Here is a 20,196-nt window from a genome sequence, read left to right on the forward strand (position 1 = left end):
CCTCCGAATGGCACGCATCGGTGACGGTGGCGATCTGTTGAAGTGCTCCTTCTGCGGCAAGAGCCAGAAGCAGGTCAAGAAGCTCATTGCTGGACCAGGGGTGTACATCTGCGATGAGTGCATCGACCTGTGCAACGAGATCATCGAGGAGGAATTGGCCGAATCGAGCGAGGTCAAGCTCGACGATCTGCCTAAGCCCTCCGAGATCAAGGACTTTCTCGAGAACTACGTGATCGGTCAGGACGCTGCCAAGCGCACCTTGGCCGTCGCGGTCTACAACCACTACAAGCGCATCCAGGCCGGTGACAAGGCTCGCGACGTTCGGGGCGAATCCGTCGAGCTGGCGAAGTCGAACATCCTCATGCTCGGACCGACGGGGTGCGGAAAGACGTACCTCGCGCAGACCTTGGCGAAGATGCTCAACGTGCCGTTCGCCATCGCCGACGCCACCGCGCTCACCGAGGCCGGCTATGTCGGCGAGGATGTCGAGAACATCCTGCTCAAGCTCATCCAGGCCGCGGATTACGACGTCAAGCGCGCCGAGACCGGCATCATCTACATCGACGAGGTCGACAAGATCGCCCGCAAGAGCGAGAACCCGTCGATCACGCGCGACGTGTCCGGTGAAGGCGTGCAGCAGGCTTTGCTGAAGATCCTGGAAGGTACCCAGGCCAGCGTGCCGCCTCAGGGCGGTCGCAAGCACCCGCATCAGGAGTTCATCCAGATCGACACCACCAACGTGCTCTTCATCGTCGCCGGTGCGTTCGCCGGCCTCGAGAAGATCGTGTCCGATCGTGTCGGCAAGCGCGGGCTCGGTTTCGGAGCCGAGGTTCGCTCCAAAGCGGAGATCGACACGCAGGATCACTTCGCCGAGGTGATGCCGGAGGATCTGATCAAGTTCGGTCTGATCCCCGAGTTCATCGGCCGCCTGCCGATGATCGCGTCGGTGACCAACTTGGACAAGGAATCGCTCGTGACGATCCTGTCCGAGCCGAAGAACGCGCTCGTCAAGCAGTACCGTCGTCTGTTCGACATGGACGGGGTGGAGCTCGAATTCACTGCCGAGGCCTTGGACGCAATTGCCGATCAGGCAATTCTCCGCGGCACCGGTGCTCGTGGACTGCGCGCGATCATGGAAGAAGTTCTGCTGCCGGTGATGTACGACATCCCGAGCCGAGACGACGTCGAGAAGGTTGTCGTCACCGCGGAAACGGTCAACGACAACGTGCTGCCGACCATCGTGCCCCGCAAGCCGGAGCGCCCCGAGCGCCGCGACAAGTCGGCCTGACGAACGTATCGACCGCACGAACGAGCCCCGATCATCGAGACGATGATCGGGGCTCGTTCGTGGTGCGGGTAGATCAGCCGATCGACACCACGTGCGGGTGTCGATCGACTGCGGGAAACCGTTCCGCCACCAGCGGGTCGTGACCGGGCACTATGTGGCCGGGACCGTCGGCGAGCTCCTTGATTCTGTCGAAGGCTCCGAACATGTCCGGGAGGTGGTGCAGTATCGCGAACGGGCTGTCGGATTCGATGTTCTCGTAGAAGTGACTCGCATCCGATGCCAGCACGACGTTGCCGCGCGCTGTGCGTACTCGGACCACCTGCATGCCTGCGGTATGGCCGCCGACCGAGTGCACCGACAGACCGGGGAGCAGCTCACTGTCTCCGTCGACGAGGTCGAGTCGGTTGCTCGCGGTCACGTGGTCGATGTCCGGTCGGGAATGCAACCACTCCTCCTGGCCGATGCGCGTTGCCCACGCCCCGTTCCAATAGTCGAGTTCTCGTTGCTGTACGACGTAGCGGGCTCGGGGTAGACCGGCCACGACGCCGGTGTGGTCGTAGTGCAGATGCGTCAGGACACAGAGATCGATGTCGCCCGGTGCAATACCCAGATCGCCGATGATCTCGAGCGGGGAGCCGATGTAGTCGAGTCCGGGCATCGCGCCGGCGGTGTCGGGAGCGAGCCCGGCGTCGATCAGGACCGTCTCGGTCTGCGAGAGGGCGAGCCACACGAAGTAGGCAGTGGGGTGAGGCTCGCCGCCACAATCATCGGAATAGTGGAAGTGGTTGCTGCGCAGCGCCGTTCGAGTTGCGTACTGCACTGCGAACACTCGCCACAGGCCTGAGGAACAGGCCGAACGTCGTCGATCATCGAGGGTCACTGCGCGTTCGCGGTAGCGGTCGCATCGACAGTACGAGGCTTCGTGCCGAGCTGATCGGTGGGCGTGCGGAACGTCTCCTTGGACGTGGAGACGATGGCGACGTTGATGGCGCAGAAGACGGCGGTGACGATGGCGACCGGAAGCCAGGCACCGATCTCGGCACCGGCGATCGCCCCGGCGATGGTGGGTGCGAATCCTGCGATGGCGAAGCCGATCTGGGTGCCGAGGGCGGTGCCGGTCAGACGCACCCGAGCCGGGAACATCTCGCCGTAGAACGAGGGCCATACTCCGCCGGTAGCGCTGTGGACGAATCCGAACATCACGATTCCGAAGACGAAGATCAGTGCGTAGCTACCGATCGAGATGGACCAGAGGTATCCGAACATGAGGATTGCGCAACCGATCGAGCCGAACAGGAACACCGGCTTGCGTCCGACGCGATCCGACAGGGCACCGAAGAAGGGCAGTGCGAAGAGGGCGACGACGTTGGCGAGAACGCCGACCCAGAGCATCGGAGTGCGTTCGAGGCCAACGGTATTGACGGCATACGACAGTGCGTAGACGGTGAAGATGGTGCTGACGGATGCGATGACGGCGGCGAACATGACGCGGAGAACGGCCGAGCGATGGTTGCTGAGCAATTCGGCGACGGGCAGGCGCTGTGGTTCTGTGGACGCCACCTCCTCCGCGAAGACCGGGGTCTCGTCGAGCGAACGACGGATGACGAAGGCGGCGACTACGACGAAGGCACTGAGGAAGAACGGGATTCGCCAACCCCAGCTGAGCAGTGCTTCCTCGGGAAGCATGGCGACCGGCAGGAACACCGCGGTGGCGAGGATCTGCCCGCCTTGGGTGCCACTGAGCGTGAAGCTGGTGAAGAACGCGCGCCTGTTGTCCGGGGCGTGTTCGAGCGTCATCGAGTTCGCGCCTGCCTGCTCGCCGCCGGCGGAGAATCCCTGCGCGAGTCGGAGCAGGACGAGGATGATCGGCGCGGCGATTCCGATGGATTCGTAGGAGGGAAGAACGCCGACGCCCAGGGTGGCGATACCCATCAGCAGAACGGTGGCAACCATGACCTTCTTGCGGCCGTAGCGATCACCGATGTGCCCGAGCACCAATGCTCCGAGCGGACGCGCAAGGTAGCCGACACCGAATGTGGCCAGGGCCAGCAACGTACCGGTGGCGGGGTTCGACCCGGGGAAGAACACGCGGCCGAACACCAGGGCCGCTGCGGTGCCGTAGATGAAGAAGTCGTAGTACTCGAGCGCACTCCCCACCCATGCTGCGGTGGCGGCTTTGCGTGGGTTTGCACCCGGCCGAAGGGGAGCTGGGGTCGGTCCTGATGTAACGGGATCCATCGTCGTTCGTCTCTCTTCGTGTGACGGGGAGCGGAGGTGCCCTTCGACAACCGCGATCCAGCCGACCGGATCGCTAATGTACGAAATAGTTAAAACGGGGCGCTACTAGATACTGAACGTGATCCATGCCACGTGTCAACCCCGGGTGAGACTCGAGCGACTCGGCGGGCCCGTCAGTGGGTCGGTGTGGTGAGAAACGCGATGATCATGTCGCCGAGCATGGACCGCAGTCGTTCTCGGTGAGCCGGGTCGGTGAGGTCGCGACCGAACAGGGCCTCGAACGTGTAGCGATTGGACAGTCGGAACACGCAGAAGCTGCTGATGGCCATGTGAATGTCCAATGCGTCGACGTCGGCGCGAAAAACGCCGTCGGCCTGACCGCGCGCGAGGATGTCGGCCAGAAGTTCGGCCGCCGGGTTGCCGAGGTTGCTCAACGCCTCCGAGGTGCCGATGTGTTCGCCGCGCAAGATGTTTTCGGTCGAGACCAGTCGGATGAAGTCGGGATTCTGTTCGTGATGATCGAAGGTGAGCGACGCGATGGCGCGAATTGCCTCGATCGGCCCGAGACCCTCGACGTCCACGGCTCGTTCACGCTCGCGAATGCGAAGGTAGGACCGCTCCAGAACGGCTTTGTACAGCCCTTCCTTGTCGGTGAAGTAGTAGTACAGCATTCGCTTGGTCGTGTGCGTCCGTTCGGCGATCTCGTCGATACGTGCTCCGGCGAAACCTTTGTCCGCGAACTCCTCGGTCGCCACCTCGAGGATGTTGTGCCGGGTCAGGTCGCTGTTGCGTCGACGCTTGACGGTCGGTCCGCTGCGGTTGTCGGACGAGTCGGTAGCGCGCGGAGGCATGGATCAACTCTATCGCCGTCGATTGTGCGGAAAGGGTTGGGCGCGGGCCGAGGGCGTAGTACCGTCGAGCTAACTCACCAATTCGTACATTAAGGCTCGAGGAGATCGACATGCCGGAATCCCTGCTCTGCGGGCTGATCGGGACAGGTATCGGCAAGTCGCTCACGCCTGCGATGCACGAAAAGGAGGGTGCCGAGCAGGGGGTGAAGTACCTCTATCGCATCATCGATCTCGACCGACGCGGGCTGACTGTCGAGGACCTGCCCCGTCTGGTTGCAACCGCCGCCGACCTGGGATTTCGTGGGCTGAACATCACCCACCCGTGCAAGCAACGCGTCATCGGTTGCCTGGACGAGCTCTCCGACGATGCCGCCCGGCTCGGGGCCGTGAATACTGTGGTGTTCGAGGACGGCCGAGCCGTCGGCCACAACACCGACTGGTCCGGATTCGATCGCAACTTCGCCCGCGGCCTGCCGGGTGCCGACATCGGTGATGTGGTGCAACTCGGTGCGGGGGGAGCGGGCGCCGCCGTTGCCTACGCCATGGCGCGCCGCGGCGCAGCCAGGCTCACGTTGGTGGACGCCGATCCTGTTCGGGCACAGCAACTCCGAGATTCCCTGTCGGCGATGTTCCCCGCTGTCGAGCTCGCCTCGGCCGGCCTCGACCGTCTCGGTTCCGTCCTCGAATCCGCAACCGGACTGGTGCACGCCACTCCGATCGGCATGGTGGAGCACCCGGGATCGGCTGTGCCAGAGCACCTCCTGAATCCGTGCATGTGGGTGGCCGAGGTGGTCTATCGACCGGCGGAGACCGAATTGCTCTCGACTGCAGAGAGACTGGGTTGTCGCACGCTCAGTGGAACCGGCATGGCCGTTTTCCAGGCCGCCGACGCCTTCGAGATCTTCACCGGTCGCACGGCCGATGCGGATCGCATGATCGCCCACATGAGTTCGATGATCGAGCACGAGGATCACGTTGCTGCAGGAGCCAGCGTATGACCGCCATCGCCACGTCCGTCGCCACGGTCTCGCTCAGCGGATCACTGGACGAGAAGATGCGCGCGATTGCCGATGCCGGGTTCGACGGCTTCGAGGTGTTCGAGCCGGACCTGATCAGCTCACCCGATCTCCCGGGAGACATCGCGAAGAAGGCCGCCGATCTGGGCCTGAGCCTCGATCTCTACCAACCGTTTCGCGACGCCGACTCGGCCGACCCGGATCAGTTCGCCCGCAACCTCGTTCGCCTCGACCGCAAGTTCGACGTGATGGAGCAACTGGGATGCGACCTGCTCTTGGTGTGCTCCTCGCCGCTGGCCGGTGCGGTACACGAGGACGGCCTACTGATCGAACAGATGGCAATTCTGGCCGAGCGTGCCCACCGACGCGGAATGCGATTGGCGTACGAGGCGTTGGCCTGGGGCTCGCACGTCGACACCTATCGGCACGCCTGGGACATCGTGCGGCAGGTCGACCATCCGGCACTCGGGACCTGCCTGGACAGCTTCCACATTCTCTCCCGCGGTGACGATCCCGCAGGAATTCGCGACATCCCCGGCGAGAAGATCTTCTTCCTGCAACTGGCCGACGCACCCCACCTGGTGATGGACGTCCTGCAGTGGAGCCGCCACCATCGGTGTTTCCCCGGGCAGGGCAACTTCGATCTGGCTCGCTTCGGAGCGGACGTGGTCGCCTCCGGCTACACCGGACCGTGGTCGCTCGAGATCTTCAACGACGTCTTCCGGCATTCCGATACCGGGCGAACGGCATCGGACGCCCATCGCTCGCTGCTGTATCTGCAGGAGCAGGTACGCGGCATCGAAACACCCACCGCCGAAACAGATCTGTTCTCCCCACCGCCGCCCGGCCCGATCGAGAACGTCGTGTCCCTACGGATCGCGGCCGGTCCGGCGAAGGCAGCACAGCTGGGTACCGTCCTGCGCCAGTTGGGCTTCGACCTGACCGCCGCACACAGTGAACACGGACTGTCGTTGTTCACCCAGGGTCCACTGGCGGTAGCAGTGGACACCACGGTGGACACACTGTGGACCGCGCCCGGCGTGCCCGCGCACCTACCCGCGCTGGCTCAGATCGGCGTTCGTAGTGAGCGCCCCGATCTGTGGCTCACTCGGGCGCGCGCACTCGGAGTCACTGCATCGACCGTCACCATGCCCGGCGTTGCCGACGCGAGCGATGCGGTGGTTCGCCTCGCCGTGACCGGTGCGACCTCGCTCGATCTGCGCACCCGCGACAGTGCGGGTGCCTGGCAGTCGGCGTTCGATCTGGCACCCAGGGTGATGGAACACAACGATGCGTGTGTCTCCCACGTCGACCACATCGCTCTTGCGGTACCCGCGGAGAGCTGGGACGGCGTGATGCTGTTGCTGCGCTCGGTGTTCGGCATGGTGCCCCGCGACGGGCAGGACGTCGTCGACGCGATCGGCCTGGTGCGAAGTCAGGCCCTCACGCTGGCCACCGCAGGCGGCACGATCCGGCTCTCGCTCAACATGGTTCCCGGCCGCCCGTCCGACTCGGACCCGCTGCCTGCCGCCCGCCGCGGAGGCGTCGGACACGTCGCGTTCGGGTGCGAGGACATCTATGCCACGGCGTCGGCGATGGTCGCCCGCGGGCTCACCCCGTTGCGTATCTCTCCCAACTACTATCGCGATCTAGACGCACGGTTCGAGCTCGGATCCGACACCCTGGACGCGATGCAGCGCCTGGGAATTCTGTACGACGCAGACGCGTCCGGCGGGGAGTTCTTCCACTTCTTCACCGGAACCGTGGGCGACGACCTGTTCTTCGAGGTGGTCCAGCGAGTAGGTGGCTACGAGGGGTACGGGGAGACCAACTCGGCTGTGCGCCTTGCTGCGCAACTCAGGTACTGACCTCGGATCAGCCGATTCGCTCGAACACCGCAGCAAGCCCCTGTCCGCCGCCGATGCACATCGTCTCGAGTCCGTACCGAACCTCGCGGCGTTCCATCTCGCGGAGCAAGGTGGCGAGGATCCGCGCTCCGGTGGCACCGACGGGATGGCCGAGCGAAATGCCCGAACCGTGCGGGTTCAGTCGAGGGTCGTCGGACTCGATGCCCCATGACCGGGTGACGGCGAGGGCCTGGGCGGCGAATGCCTCGTTGAGTTCGATGAGTCCCATATCGTCGAGGCTCAGACCGAGACGGCCGAGCGCTTTCTCGCTGGCGGGCACCGGGCCGATTCCCATGGTGCGCGGAGCGACTCCGGCGACACCCCAGCCGGCCAGTCTGGCCAACGGTCGCAGACCCAGTGCTGCAGCCTTGTCCGGGGTGGTGACGATCGCGAGAGCCGCACCGTCGTTCTGTCCGCTCGCATTTCCGGCCGTGACCGTCGACTCGGAATCGATCGACGCGCGAATCGCCTTCAGCTTCGCCAGTGATTCCACGGTGGTGTCGGCACGGGGATGTTCGTCGGTGGTGACGAGGAGTGGTTCCGACTTACGTTGGGGCACTGATACTCCCACGATTTCCTCGGCGAACACGCCGCTGTTCTGTGCGGCGACTGCGCGCTGGTGGGACTGGACCGCCAGCGCGTCCTGATCGGCGCGGCTGATCGAGAATTCCGCACGAAGGTTCTCCGCTGTTTCGATCATGCCGCCGGGGACCGGGAAGTTCTTGCCGCCCGCGGTCACTCGGGCCCGAGCGAGTCTGTCGGACAGGGCCACTGCCTCGGCCTTGACGCCCCAGCGCATTCCGGTGGCGTAGAACTCGGTCTGGCTCATGCTCTCGACGCCGCCGGCCAGAACCAGATCGTTGCCGCCGGACTGCACCTGCATGCATGCCTGCAACACCGCCTGCAGGCCGGAACCACACCGCCGGTCGACCTGCATGCCCGGGACGTCGATACCCAGGTCGGCGTCGAGCGCTGCGATGCGCCCGATCGCCGGTGCGTCACCATTGGGGGACGCCTGGCCCAGGATGACGTCGTCGATGTCGGTACCGGAGATACCGGTTCGGGCAACGAGTTCCGCGATGACGGTGCTGGCCAGGGCCTGAGCGGAGATGTCTCGGAACTGACCGCCGAAGCGGCCGACCGGAGTTCGAAGGGGTTCGCAGATCACGGCGTCAGGCATGGGTGTTTCCTCGCTTGTCGTTGGGTCCGGCACTCACCCGGAGCAAATCGGTCTCGATGGCGTGGGTGGCGTCGAGCAAGGCCGGGAGCAGTTCGGTGCGGACGGCGTCCGCGGAATGACGCGCAGCTTGAGTCGAGACGTTGGCCGCGGCGACAACCACGCCGTTGTTGTCGTGAATGGGGGCGGCAATCGACCGCAGTCCTTCTTCGAGTTCCTGATCCACCAGACAGAAGCCCTCGTCTCGTACCCGTTCGAGTTCGCGTCCGAGCGCGTCGGCGGTGGTGATGGTCTTGCCGGTGAGCGGAGTCAGGCGGACTCGATCGAGATAGGCCGCGAGCTCATCGGCCGGAAGGCCGGCGAGCAGCACACGCCCCATCGAGGTGGCGAACGCGGGGAAACGCGTGCCGATGTTGATACCGACGGTCATGATGCGGCTGACCGGAACTCGCGCGACGTACACGACGTCGTCGCCGTCCAGAATCGAGACCGAGGACGATTCTCGGACCCGTTCGGCGAGAGCTTCCAGATGAGGCCCCGAGACTTCGGGCAGGGACAGACTCGACAGGTAGCTGTACCCCAGTTCGAGCACACGCGGGGTGAGCCAGAACATCGAGCCGTCGGTGCGCACGTAGCCGAGTTCGACGAGCGTGAGCAGAAACCGTCGGGCGGTGGCGCGGGTGAGTTCGGTTGCCCTCGCGACATCGGAGAGTGTTCGACGCGGATGCTCGGCATCGAAGGCCCGAATCACCGCAAGGCCACGGCCGAGCGATTGAACGTAGTCCGAGGACGGCGACGGCGCGTCTGCGTTCACGAGGTACCCGATTCGGCCTCGGCGGAGGTCTCGGCAATCGCCGCGTTCGCGAGCGCGAATGCGCTGTTGCTGTTCGGAACTCCCGCGTACACCGCGGTGTGCAGGAACACCTCCGCCAGTGTGTCCGGTGCCGTGCCTGCTCGTAGGGCCGCGCGAATGTGCATGTCGAGTTCGTGTTGATTACCCACGGCCGTCAGGATCGCCAGGGTCAGCAGTCTGCGGGTGTGATGGTCGAGTCCGGGACGATTCCAGATGTCGCCCCATGCGGTGCGGGTGATGAAATCCTGGAACGGTGCGGTGAACTCGGTCCGGGCCGAGATGCTGCGGTCGACGTGTGCGTCGCCGAGGACACTCCGTCGAACCGCCATCCCGGCGTCGTGGGCGGCGGACCGGCCGGTGGAATATGCATCTGCTCCGATGTGGGCTGCGATCGCTGCGGTGATCCGGCCGGATTGCTCGACGTTGGCCAGATGGGCGGCCGGGTCGAGCACTTCGAGGCTCGATCCGGCGACTCCGTCGGCAATGAGCTTCAGGTCCTCGGGGGTGGTCGAGGGATCTTGACGGCCTGCGATCACGAGGGTCGGGGCGCTGATTCGACCGAGGTCTGCGCGAGAATCCCAGTTGGACAGCGCTTCACAGCACGATGCGTAGCCCTCGTCGGAGGTCTCGACGATCATCTGCCGGTGCCGGTCGACGAGATCGGTGTCGCGGGCGGCGAGTTCGGGAGTGAACCACCGGTCGAGTACCGCGTCGGCCAGTGAGGCGGTTCCGGAGGCGCGGACCGTGGCCGCGCGATCGAGCCACTGCGCAGGCTCACCGAACTTGGCGGAGGTGCACAGCAACGTCAGTGTCCGCACTCGCTCCGGCCGATGGATGGCGATCCACTGCGAAACGGCACCGCCGAGCGAGAGGCCGACGATGTGAACACGCTCGAGATCGAGTGAATCGAGTAGTGCCAGAACATCTTCGGCCAGTTCCGCGACGGAGTACGGGCCGGGCGGCACCGGCGATGCCCCGTGCCCACGAAGATCGATGGCGACTACGTGGGCGGAAGCGGAGAGCGGTCCGATCTGTGGGTTCCACATCGATCGATCGGAACCGAGTGAGCCGATCAGCACGACGGTCTCTGCGTCCGGGCGGGGTCCTTCGGTGCGTTCGTGAGCAAGTGCGACGGTCATGCTGAACCCTTCGAGTCTGTGGTGTTGTCGGTGCCGAAATGCTGCTCCGAGAGGAGGGCATCGACAAGCTCGGGTGCGTGACCGAGATACGCGGCCGGGTCGAGCAGTTCTCGCACCGTCGACGGCGCGAGAAATTCGGTGATCGCCGGGTCGGTGTCCAGCGGTGCGCCTGCCGCACACCGAGCAGTGACGATGTCTCGGGCCCGGTCCGTGTGCGGAGCCAGTGCCCCGGTGACACGTTCGGCGAGAAGTGCTCCGCCCGTCGCGTCGAGATTGCGAGCCATGTTCTCGGAATGAACGTGCAGTCCGCCGAGGCTCGTGGCGATACGGTGTGCTGCGCCGCCGGTGAGGCGCAACAGATCCGTGATGGATTCCCACTCGGCGTGCCATGCGCCGGCGGCGCGCTGGTGCTCGTGATCCATGTTCGAGAGCACCGTCGACACTGTCCCCGGCACCCGACGGGTCGCGGCGCGTGCGGTGATGGCCGCGACGGGGTTTCGTTTGTGCGGCATGGCCGAGGACCCTCCCGGCGCGTCCTCCGACAGCTCACCCAGTTCGGTAGCGGACATGGACACGATGTCGCCGGCGATCTTCCCGATCGACCCGGCTGCCGTGCCCAGTGCGCATGCGATATCGGCAATCGCAGTGCGCTCGGTGTGCCAGGGCGCTACCTGCTGTGCCAACCCCAATTCGCCGGCCAGTGCGGCGGCAATGGTGCGGCCGTGTGGATACACGGCTGCGAGAGTGCCTGCGGCTCCGCCGTATTGAACCGGACACGCCTGTCGGACGGCAGTCAGGTGTGTGCGCACGCGGTAGAGCCCCGATGCCCAGTTCGCGGCGACGAGCCCGAAGGTGGTGGGTAGGGCCTGCTGGCCGAGAGTGCGCGCCGCCATGGGAGTGGTGCGATGTGCCAGTGCGAGATCTCGTGCAGCGCGGCATGCGTCGTCGAGTGCGGCTTCGATGGCGACGAGCGCGTTTCTCGAGACGAGCATCAGTGCCGTGTCCATGATGTCCTGGCTGGTGGCCCCCGGATGGACTGCGCTGGGCGGAACTGCAGAGGGTGACACCGCCTTGCGAAGCATCGTCACCAGCGGAATGACGGGGTTCCCGCCGGCGGCCGCATCGAGCCCGAGCCGGGTGATGTCCGTAGACGTCCCGAGCTCTGCTGCCGCAGTGGTGACGATGCCCGCGTGGCCGACGTCGACCAGTCCGACCGTCGCCGCGGCGCGCGAGAGGGCACCTTCCACGTCGAACATCGCTGTCACCCAGGCGCGGTCGCCCACCAGCGGTGCGATGAAGTCGCCGCCGAACGTGGGATCGAACAGCGCACCTCGCTCGGATGCCATTGTCCTCCTTCGCGAATCGTTCGTCACAGCTCGAAGAACGGAGTCTCGTCGCCGTCCGGGTCGGTGTTCTGCAGCACGATATCGAGGTGATAGCCGCCGTCGACCGACCGTGCGACGAGTCTGGCACGCCTGTGCTCGGGCAAGGTGGACAACACCGGATCGACCGCGTTGGCCTCGGCCTCGTCGGGGAAGTACACCCGGGTCACCACTCGCTCGAGCATTCCTCGAGCGAAGATGCCGACGTCGATGTGCGGAGCCTCGACGGCGTCGTTCTCGGCAGGTAGCGGACCCGGCTTGATCGTCGTGATTTTCACCGTCCCGGTCGCGTCGGCGAACGCCCGCCCGAATCCGCGAAAACCCTCGGTGCGCGGCGCAACCGCGCCCCGCGGGTCGTCGGGATGATCGAACCGGCCGTCGGCATCGGCCTGCCAGGTCTCGATCATGGCGTCGGACATGGGGGTTCGGGAGCCGTCGATCACAGTGAACGTCACCGTGACAGCACCGTCCGTGCTCGGCGGCACCACGTACTCACCGTCGGGCCACAGCAGACCGATGTGGACGTACGGGCCCACCGTCTGCGACGGGGTCTGTCCGAAGGAGGCGGTGGTGAAGTCGGCCCCGGTGACCACGGGGTAGCGCGGCGCGAACTCTGGGTCAGTCATCGTGGTCGTCTTCCTCGAAGGGGGTGGCACCCCGGCCGCGCAGCACGATGTCGAACCTGAAGCCGAGGGCCCAGTTCTCCTGCGTTGCTTGGTAATCGAACGTGCTGATCATGCGAGCGCGAGCGTCCTCGGGTGCGGCGTTGTAGATCGGATCCTGGAAGAACATCGGGTCGTCCGGGAAGTACATCTGGGTCACCAGTCGTTGGGTGAATGCCTGGCCGAACAACGAGAAGTGAATGTGGGCGGGACGCCACGCATTGTGGTGGTTGCCCCAGGGGTACGCGCCCGGCTTGATCGTGGTGAATCGATACCTACCCTGCGCGTCGGTGAGCACTCGGCCGACTCCGTCGAAGTGCGGGTCGAGCGGTGCCGGCCAGCGGTCACCGGTGTGCCGATATCGCCCGCCCGCGTTGGCCTGCCACACCTCGACGAGAGTATTCGGAATTGCCTTGCCGTCGCTGTCGAGTACTCGGCCGTGCACGATGATGCGCTGACCTTGTGCTTCACCGCCGTTCGTCAGGGTCAGATCGGCATCGGCGGCGGTGACCCGTCCTTCTCCCAGTACCGGTCCGGTGATTTCGGTGAGTCGCTGGGGAAGCAGCGTCAATGGCTGCGCTGGATGTCGCAGAGTCGTGGTGCGGTACTCGGCGAAGTCTCGCGGGGCGTTGGTGCCCGCTTGATCCCGATAGTCGGGCGGGAGATGAAGCATCGAAGGTTCCTCACGATCGTGGTGATCTACGCGATAGCTACCCTACGGCGGTGTTCGCATGGTGGCAAGGTGTTCACATAACGCACGCTTTCGGGTAGCGTGGATCGCATGTTGGACAAAGTCGTGGCCAGCGCCACCGAAGCCGTATCGGACATCCCGGACGGATCCTCGCTCGCCGTGGGAGGATTCGGACTGGTCGGAGTGCCCGAAATCTTGATCGACGCGGTACTCGCGCAGGGTGCCACCGATCTCGAGACCATCAGCAACAACTGTGGAACCGACGGGTTCGGTCTGGGAGTTCTGTTGGCGCAGCATCGCATTCGTAGAACGATCAGCTCGTACGTCGGGTCGAACAAGGAGTTCGCGAGGCAGTACCTGTCCGGCGAACTCGAAGTCGAACTCACGCCCCAGGGCACTCTTGCCGAACGCCTGCGCGCCGGCGGTGCTGGAATCCCTGCCTTCTTCACCCCGGCAGGCGTCGGGACGCAGGTTGCCGACGGTGGACTCCCATTGCGCTACGACGGCAGCGGCGGAATCGCCCTGGCCAGTCCGCCGAAAGAGACCCGCGAATTCGACGGCCTGACCTACGTGCTCGAGCGCGGAATCGTCGCCGACTACGCACTCGTGCACGCGTGGAAGGGCGATCGCCACGGGAACCTGGTGTTCCACGCCAGCGCGCGAAACTTCAATCCACCGGCGGCGGAGTCGGGGCGAATCACCATCGCACAGGTCGAGCATCTCGTCGAGCCCGGCGAGCTCGGGCCGGACGAGGTGCACACTCCCGGTATCCATGTGCAGCGGGTGGTCCACGTCGGACCGGTCCAGGTCGGCATCGAGCAGAGGACGGTACGAGCATGAGCGAGAAGATGACCCGTGAACAGATGGCCGCTCGGGTGGCACAGGAACTCGGTGACGGACAGTACGTGAACCTGGGCATCGGCATGCCGACGCTCGTGCCCAACTACATCGCCACCGACATCTCGGTGATCCTGCATTCGGAGAACGGAGTCCTCGGAGTCGGCCCGTACCCCACCGAGGACGAACTCGATCCCGAGGTCATCAACGCAGGCAAGGAAACCATCACCGTCCTTCCCGGTGCTTCCTACTTCGACTCCGCGCAGTCGTTCGGAATGATCCGCGGCGGCCAGGTGGACGTCGCAGTACTGGGTGCGATGCAGGTCAGTGCAACCGGCGATCTGGCCAACTGGATGATCCCCGGGCACATGGTCAAGGGCATGGGCGGCGCGATGGATCTGGTGCACGGAGCGCGGCGCGTGATCGTGATGATGGAACACGTCTCGCGCAAGGGTGAGCCGAAGATTCTCGAACAGTGCACCCTGCCGCTGACTGGCAAGGGCTGCGTGCACAGGATCATCTCCGACATGGCCGTGCTCGACGTCACCGAGAACGGTCTCCGTCTCGTCGAGACCGCACCGGGTGTGTCCGTGGACGACGTCGTGAATGCGACAGCGGCAGAACTACTGGTCGACAGCACCGTCTGAGACGTGAACGCGGTCGGTGTGGGAGTAGAGGTTCATCGACCGACCGCGGAGGAAGCCGACGACCGTCAGGCCCGATTCCGTCGCGAGATCGACCGCAAGTGAGGACGGAGCCGAGACCGCCGCCAGTATCGGAATTCCCGCCATCACGGCCTTCTGCGCCAGCTCGAACGAGGCGCGGCCACTGACCATCAACACCATGCCGCGCAGCGGAATTCGATCGTTGGTCACGGCCCAGCCGACGACCTTGTCGACGGCATTGTGGCGTCCGACGTCCTCACGCAACACCAGCATCTCACCGTCGGCGGTGAATAGGGCTGCGGCGTGCAGACCGCCCGTCGCATCGAAGACTTTCTGCGCAGCGCGCAGTGTGTCCGGCAATCCGGCAAGAGTCTCCGAGGTGACGACGACAGTGTCGGCCGCGGGGGAGTGCTTGGTGCGCAGTCGAATCGCCTCGAGTGATCCTTTACCGCACACCCCGCACGACGACGTCGTGTAGAAGTTTCGTTCGACGCCCGTCTCCGGTGGGGCAACGCCCTCGCTCAGTGTGACGTCGAGGACGTTGTAGGTGTTCGCTCCCTCGTCGTCGACGCCGTCGCAGTAGCGAGCGGCGGCGATGTCGGCTCCCGAGGCGATCACGCCCTCGGTGAGCAGGAAGCCGTGTGCCAGCTCGACATCGTGTCCGGGGGTGCGCATGGTCACGGCCAACGCCTTGCCGTCGACCCGCAATTCGAGCGGCTCTTCCACCACCAGGGTGTCCGGGCGCTCGACGCGGTGCCCACCGCGCAATCGGATCACCGGTCTGCGAGCAGTGATGCGGCCCATCAGTACCGGCTGTCTTCGGAACGAATTCGGTAGTTCATCCTTCGATTGTGGACCTCGGGGTCACCGGTCCGTCGACTCGGTGGCCATAGCCTGCGCCAACGCCACCATCCGGGGGTGATCGACGAGATCCTCGACCAGCACGCGTCTGCCGTCCGCATCCGCCAACGGAACCTTCCAGTTCTCGTACTGGGTTTCGTCGGTACCCGGCTGGTTCTGGATGCGGTGTTCTCCGACTGCGTCGACGAGAGCGACACCGATCAGCAGTGACGGACTGCGCTGGACGAGACGGTGCAGAGCTTCCACGGTCTCGCGGGCGTCCGCGCCGGGGGCGAGCAACCCGCGCTCGCGCGCCAGGTCGAGAACGGCCTCGCGTTTGCGTGCGTCGACCTCCTTCTCGGCCTCGATGTCGCGCTCGAGCAACCCCAGTCGTGACCGCAGGTCTATGTGTTCGCCCTCGAGGTATCCGGCCGTGGGTGGTAGGTCGTGCGTTGTCACCGAGGTCAGGCAGAGGCTGCGGTACTCCTCGGGCGGGATCGGTCCGGATTCGTCGGCCTCGAACCACAGGATCGAGGTACCGAAAATTCCGCGTTCGGTGAGGTACTCCTGCACCATCGGCTCGAAGACGCCGAGATCCTCACCGACCACCACCGCGCCCGCACGTTCGGCCTCCAGAGCAAGGATGCCGATCAGAGCCTCGTGGTCGTACTCGACATATGTTCCGCCACCGGCATTCTCGGCCGCCTGCGGAATCCACCACAGCCGGAACAGGCCCAGGATGTGGTCGACCCGGATGCCGCCTGCATGACGAAGAATCGTTCGCAGCATGTCGCGGTACGGCATGTACGCCAGCTCTCGTAGGCGGTCGGGGTCCCACGGCGGCTGATTCCAGTTCTGGCCCTGCTGATTGAAGTTGTCCGGCGGTGCGCCCACCGTGACGCCGGTGACCAGTACATCACCGAGCGCCCAGGCGTCGGCTCCGCCGCGGGCGACACCCACGGCGAGATCGTGCATGATCCCGATGTCCATCCCCGCATCGAGAGCAGCACGTTGCGCGGCGGCGAGTTGCTCGTCGCAGATCCATTGGAGCCACATGTGAAAATCGATGCGGTCGGCCAGCTTCGTACGCTGTTCGAGAACGAAGTCGGTCCGTGGATGCGCTGCCCGATCGGTCCACACCGGATCCTGGGGGCCGAATTTCTCTGCGAGCGCACTCCATACCGCGAAGTCTCGCAATCCGGTGCCTTCGCGCTCGACGAAGGCTCGGTACGCGGATTCGCGAGCCGGGCTGCGTTCGACCTTGTGAACGCGTTCCAAGGCACGAAGTTTCGCCGTGAACGTCCGGTCCCGATCCAGCTTCTTGGTTCGCGTGTTCGCCTTGTCGAACCGTCTCGCAGCGTCCTGGACCTTGCCGAACTGTTTCGGCGAGAGTTGTGCGGTCTCGCGAATGTTCTCGACTCGAATGTAGAGCGAGTTGAAGAATCGACGCGTGGTCGGCAGGTACGGGGATGCCTCCACCGGGGTGGTCGGTCGGTCGGCGTGCAGTGGATTGACGAGAAGGTAATCGAATCCGTGTTCGCGGCCGGCGATCTCGGCCATGTCCTCGAGGTCGGCGAGATCACCGATTCCCCATGATCGTCTCGAGCGCACCGAGTACAGCTGGGTGAGCAGTCCGGTCCGCTGCCGATCCGCCAGTTCGGCGTTGGGCGACAACGACTTCGGTGTGACCACCACAACCGCTTCCGAGGTTCTGACCGTGTTGTCCTCGCTGATCGTCGTCGCGGTCAGACTGTGCCAACCGAGCGGGGCATTGCCGGGAACGACGAACGTGGCGCGACCGATCAGGTTGCCGTCGATCTCCCGGGGATCGACCCAGACGTCTGCCTGGGTCACGTCGATCGACTCACCGTTCTCGGAGACCATCGAGACCTCCACCGGATTACCGTGCGGCACATGCACCCACACCGTGGCATCGGTGCCCTGCGTCGCCACGACGACCGGAGGAAGCAGGCGCCGCCACGGCGCATCATCGATGTCGGCCAACGCTCGATCGACGTCCTCGGACGACTCGGTGGCGTAGCCGCGGGCGGCGAGCACCTGCTGGAGGGTGTCGTCACTAACCTCGTGTTCGGTGTCGTCCCAGCCTCGGTACGACGTCGAAGTGCCGAGACGTCGGGCGAGCGAGCGAAGTGCCTGCGAGTAGTCCACATCGATGATCGTGCCAGTTCGCCGCGCCCCCGTCACTCGGGCCGGGCGGTTTCGACCCGACCGGGTCGGGGTAGGCGAATCGGAATGAGGTGGACACGACAGTCGGTCTCTCGCGATCGGACGATCGAGGCCCTCGTGGTGTCCGCAAAGATGGCGGGTGCCGCAGCAGCGGCGTGGATTCTGGCCGTGGAACTGCTGTCGATGACGGAGCCGTTCCTCGCTCCGTATGCGGCGGTGTTCCTGATCGACGTGACGATCAGCCGAAGTCTGCGATCGGCAGCCGAGCAGATCGCCACGGTGAGCGCCGGGGTACTCGTCGCGGCACTCGTGGTTCGCGTCGTCGGCGATCCGAGTGCGGCTCTCGCAGTCAGTGTGTTCATCGGCGCGCTGGTCGGCCGGTGGTCGAAATTCGGTACGAGCGGAATCTGGATACCCGTGACTGCTCTGCTGATGGTCACCTACGGATCGGCATCGGATCCGGTCGCCTTGCTGGACAGGATCATCGAGCTTGCGGTCGGTGCCGCGGTGGGGTTGGCGGTGAACGCACTTGCGGCTCCGCCCCTGTACTGGCGGGAATCGCAGAACGCCGTGGAGTCGGTGTCGTCGGCGGCGGGATCTCTGCTGCGAGACGTCGCCCGCGGTCTCGACCTCGAGCCGGATCGATCCGCCGTCGACGATCGGTCTTCGCAGTGGCGAGCGCGCAGCGACGCCGTTCGAGTCGAGGTGCGTCGAGCACAGGCTGCGTTGATGTGGACCGACGAGAGCACTCGCGGAAACCTTCGCCGGTCTGCGGTGCCGACCCGAGTGAGTCATCGATGGTGGAAGGCCACGGTCGGTGCCATCGACTCCAGTTGGACCGAATGCGGCGAATTCGTCGACGCAGCCGCCGTGGGACTCGATCCGGTTCCACCGTTCCACCCGCTCGAAGACGACGTCCGAGTCGCGGGTGCCGGGTTCGCCCGTGCCCTGGCGGACGTGGTCGAGGGCCGGTGCGATGCGCACCGGACTCAGGCGGACGTGGTCGATCGCGTTGCCGCTGCGGAGGAAAGGTTGGCCACGCTCGTGCACGTGGTGGTGGCGTCCGAGCAGGAATCGGCCGGAGCGACGATGAGCGCGGGCAGGCTGGTGGGGCCGGCAACAGCAGCGCTACGTGCGCTCACGTGAGGTCCACGTTCTCGCGACTGCCAGGATTGAAACGCGGTGCGCTGGGTACTCTTGCTCGGCGAACGGTAAATCACTGCGTGGCGACGATGGGAAGTGCGGATGGCTGGGGTCAGCAAGATCGACGAACTGGAGAGAGGTTCCGGTGCACCGGTCGAGCTGAGGGTGCGCGCCGAGGCCGACCAGCTTCCGGTGGTACGCGCCGTCGCCGAAACTCTCGTGGTGCTCAGCGACTTCACGCTCGACGATATCGCCGACGTCAAGTTGGTCGTCGACGAAGTGTGTTCGCAGCTGATCAAGGGTTCGGTGGCCGACTCGGAGCTCTCGTGCATGTTCGAAGTGAGTGACACCGGGATCCGGATCGTCGTCACCTCCACGTTGGCTGCCGCGTCCGTGCCGAAGAAGGACAGCTTCGGCTGGCACGTACTGCAGACCCTGACCGACTCCATCGAACTGCGCGCCGACGACGCAGTCGAGAGCGATGCGGTTCGAACGGTCGCCATCGACGTGGTCAAGCGGAGGAGCACGGTCTAGTGCCGGTGCACGAACGAAGCACGCGGCGCGAGTCCGACGACTACAGCGACGTTGTCGCACTGATCCAGCAGATGCAGGCGCTCGACGAGAATTCTCCGCAACGTCGAGTGCTACGCGATCGCATCATCACCCGTTGCCTGCCACTCGCCGAACACATCGCGCGCCGCTTCGGAGGTCGCGGGGAGGCCCACGAGGACCTTCTGCAGGTTTCACGTCTCGGTCTGGTCAACGCCGTCGACAGATTCGACATCGAACGAGGATCGGACTTCGTGTCGTTCGCAGTACCGACGATCATGGGCGAAGCGCGGCGTTACTTCCGCGATGCGGGATGGTCGGTTCGGGTGCCGCGGCGCATGAAGGAACTGAATTCGATGATCTCCCAAGCGGTGGGATCGCTGTCGCAGAAGCTCGGCCGAGCTCCGACCGCCAGCGAGATCGCGGCCGAACTGGGGATCGACGTCAAGGAAGCCTCGCAGGCGCTGCTCGCCCGCAGCGCGTACCAAACCGTGTCGGTCGACTCCGTGGTCAGCGAGGATCGGCTGCCATTGATGGACACCCTCGGTGCCGACGATCCCGAACTCGAGAAGATGGAGAGCTACCTCGCCGTGCGCCCCGCACTCGAGAAGCTTCCGGAGCGAGAGCGTCGAATCGTCGTGCTCCGATTCTTCGGGTCGATGACTCAGACGCAGATCGCGGAGAAGGTCGGGATTTCGCAGATGCACGTTTCGCGAATCCTGGCTCGTACTCTCGCCCAGCTTCGCGAGGACCTCGGCGAGGACTGAACGC

General features: G+C 65.0%; 19 protein-coding genes. 8 read left to right on the top strand and 11 right to left on the bottom strand.

Annotated features, from left to right (window positions below; all coding sequences use genetic code 11):
• The first annotated feature begins 7 nt into the window (after nt 1-7).
• On the top strand, nt 8-1,288 hold the full coding sequence (gene clpX, locus CH275_RS13965) for an ATP-dependent Clp protease ATP-binding subunit ClpX (protein ID WP_032379220.1): 1,281 nt from the start codon (nt 8-10) through the stop codon (nt 1,286-1,288).
• 73 nt (nt 1,289-1,361) lie between these two features.
• On the opposite strand, the gene CH275_RS13970 is transcribed toward clpX, so the two are convergent.
• The 3 genes from CH275_RS13970 to CH275_RS13980 form a co-directional block, all read right to left on the bottom strand.
• A complete protein-coding gene (locus CH275_RS13970) occupies nt 1,362-2,108 on the bottom strand; it encodes an N-acyl homoserine lactonase family protein (protein ID WP_256991020.1) in 747 nt (248 codons plus the stop codon).
• 56 nt (nt 2,109-2,164) lie between these two features.
• On the bottom strand, nt 2,165-3,526 hold the full coding sequence (locus tag CH275_RS13975; protein WP_094678953.1) for an MFS transporter: 1,362 nt from the start codon (nt 3,524-3,526) through the stop codon (nt 2,165-2,167).
• A gap of 173 nt (nt 3,527-3,699) precedes the next feature.
• Nucleotides 3,700-4,377 carry a TetR/AcrR family transcriptional regulator gene (locus CH275_RS13980; RefSeq protein WP_094678954.1) on the bottom strand — a complete coding sequence of 226 codons (678 nt, stop codon included), beginning with the start codon at nt 4,375-4,377 and terminating at the stop codon, nt 3,700-3,702.
• A gap of 110 nt (nt 4,378-4,487) precedes the next feature.
• Between CH275_RS13980 and CH275_RS13985 the strand changes: the two genes are divergently transcribed.
• Together CH275_RS13985 and CH275_RS13990 are read left to right on the top strand one after the other, a co-directional pair.
• Nucleotides 4,488-5,375, top strand: a complete 888-nt coding sequence (locus CH275_RS13985) for a shikimate dehydrogenase (protein WP_094678955.1) — start codon at nt 4,488-4,490, stop codon at nt 5,373-5,375.
• Nucleotides 5,372-7,261: a sugar phosphate isomerase/epimerase and 4-hydroxyphenylpyruvate domain-containing protein gene (locus CH275_RS13990; RefSeq protein WP_094678956.1), complete on the top strand. Its 1,890-nt coding sequence runs from the start codon at nt 5,372-5,374 to the stop codon at nt 7,259-7,261. Before CH275_RS13985 ends, CH275_RS13990 begins: the two co-directional genes overlap by 4 nt.
• Before the next feature lie 7 nt (nt 7,262-7,268).
• Here CH275_RS13990 and CH275_RS13995 read toward each other — a convergent pair whose 3' ends face one another.
• The 6 genes from CH275_RS13995 to pcaH are packed head-to-tail and all read right to left on the bottom strand — an operon-like array spanning nt 7,269 to nt 13,186.
• Complete coding sequence (locus CH275_RS13995; protein ID WP_094678957.1) at nt 7,269-8,480, bottom strand: acetyl-CoA C-acetyltransferase; 1,212 nt, start codon at nt 8,478-8,480, stop codon at nt 7,269-7,271.
• Nucleotides 8,473-9,291, bottom strand: a complete 819-nt coding sequence (locus CH275_RS14000; RefSeq protein WP_256991021.1) for an IclR family transcriptional regulator — start codon at nt 9,289-9,291, stop codon at nt 8,473-8,475. Before CH275_RS14000 ends, CH275_RS13995 begins: the two co-directional genes overlap by 8 nt.
• Nucleotides 9,288-10,469, bottom strand: a complete 1,182-nt coding sequence (gene pcaDC, locus CH275_RS14005; protein WP_094678959.1) for a bifunctional 3-oxoadipate enol-lactonase/4-carboxymuconolactone decarboxylase PcaDC — start codon at nt 10,467-10,469, stop codon at nt 9,288-9,290. Before pcaDC ends, CH275_RS14000 begins: the two co-directional genes overlap by 4 nt.
• Nucleotides 10,466-11,815, bottom strand: coding sequence for a 3-carboxy-cis,cis-muconate cycloisomerase (gene pcaB / locus CH275_RS14010; protein WP_094678960.1), 1,350 nt, complete (start codon nt 11,813-11,815; stop codon nt 10,466-10,468). The genes pcaDC and pcaB overlap by 4 nt, the downstream gene beginning before the upstream one ends.
• Nucleotides 11,816-11,838: 23 nt before the next feature.
• Complete coding sequence (pcaG, locus tag CH275_RS14015; protein WP_094678961.1) at nt 11,839-12,477, bottom strand: protocatechuate 3,4-dioxygenase subunit alpha; 639 nt, start codon at nt 12,475-12,477, stop codon at nt 11,839-11,841.
• A complete protein-coding gene (gene pcaH / locus CH275_RS14020) occupies nt 12,470-13,186 on the bottom strand; it encodes a protocatechuate 3,4-dioxygenase subunit beta (protein WP_094678962.1) in 717 nt (238 codons plus the stop codon). Before pcaH ends, pcaG begins: the two co-directional genes overlap by 8 nt.
• A gap of 108 nt (nt 13,187-13,294) precedes the next feature.
• Between pcaH and CH275_RS14025 the strand changes: the two genes are divergently transcribed.
• Nucleotides 13,295-14,044 (top strand): CoA transferase subunit A, encoded by a 750-nt coding sequence (locus CH275_RS14025; protein ID WP_179276149.1) that lies wholly within the window; start codon nt 13,295-13,297, stop codon nt 14,042-14,044.
• On the top strand, nt 14,041-14,688 hold the full coding sequence (locus tag CH275_RS14030; RefSeq protein ID WP_094678963.1) for a CoA transferase subunit B: 648 nt from the start codon (nt 14,041-14,043) through the stop codon (nt 14,686-14,688). Before CH275_RS14025 ends, CH275_RS14030 begins: the two co-directional genes overlap by 4 nt.
• Here CH275_RS14030 and fdhD read toward each other — a convergent pair.
• Together fdhD and malQ are read right to left on the bottom strand one after the other, a co-directional pair.
• Nucleotides 14,665-15,510 carry a formate dehydrogenase accessory sulfurtransferase FdhD gene (fdhD, locus tag CH275_RS14035; RefSeq protein ID WP_094678964.1) on the bottom strand — a complete coding sequence of 282 codons (846 nt, stop codon included), beginning with the start codon at nt 15,508-15,510 and terminating at the stop codon, nt 14,665-14,667. The two genes, CH275_RS14030 and fdhD, sit on opposite strands and share 24 nt — an antisense overlap.
• 60 nt (nt 15,511-15,570) lie before the next feature.
• Nucleotides 15,571-17,715, bottom strand: coding sequence for a 4-alpha-glucanotransferase (gene malQ, locus CH275_RS14040; protein WP_094679263.1), 2,145 nt, complete (start codon nt 17,713-17,715; stop codon nt 15,571-15,573).
• Nucleotides 17,716-17,799: 84 nt separating this feature from the next.
• On the opposite strand from malQ, the gene CH275_RS14045 reads away from it, so the two are divergent.
• From CH275_RS14045 to CH275_RS14055, 3 genes are all read left to right on the top strand, one after another.
• A complete protein-coding gene (locus CH275_RS14045) occupies nt 17,800-18,879 on the top strand; it encodes an FUSC family protein (RefSeq protein WP_094678965.1) in 1,080 nt (359 codons plus the stop codon).
• Between the two features lie 99 nt (nt 18,880-18,978).
• On the top strand, nt 18,979-19,410 hold the full coding sequence (locus tag CH275_RS14050) for an ATP-binding protein (protein WP_094678966.1): 432 nt from the start codon (nt 18,979-18,981) through the stop codon (nt 19,408-19,410).
• Nucleotides 19,410-20,192: a SigB/SigF/SigG family RNA polymerase sigma factor gene (locus tag CH275_RS14055; RefSeq protein WP_094678967.1), complete on the top strand. Its 783-nt coding sequence runs from the start codon at nt 19,410-19,412 to the stop codon at nt 20,190-20,192. The genes CH275_RS14050 and CH275_RS14055 overlap by 1 nt, the downstream gene beginning before the upstream one ends.
• The last annotated feature ends 4 nt before the right edge of the window (nt 20,193-20,196 follow it).

The sequence above is a fragment of the Rhodococcus sp. 06-235-1A genome (assembly GCF_002258785.1).
Lineage (GTDB): Bacteria > Actinomycetota > Actinomycetes > Mycobacteriales > Mycobacteriaceae > Rhodococcoides.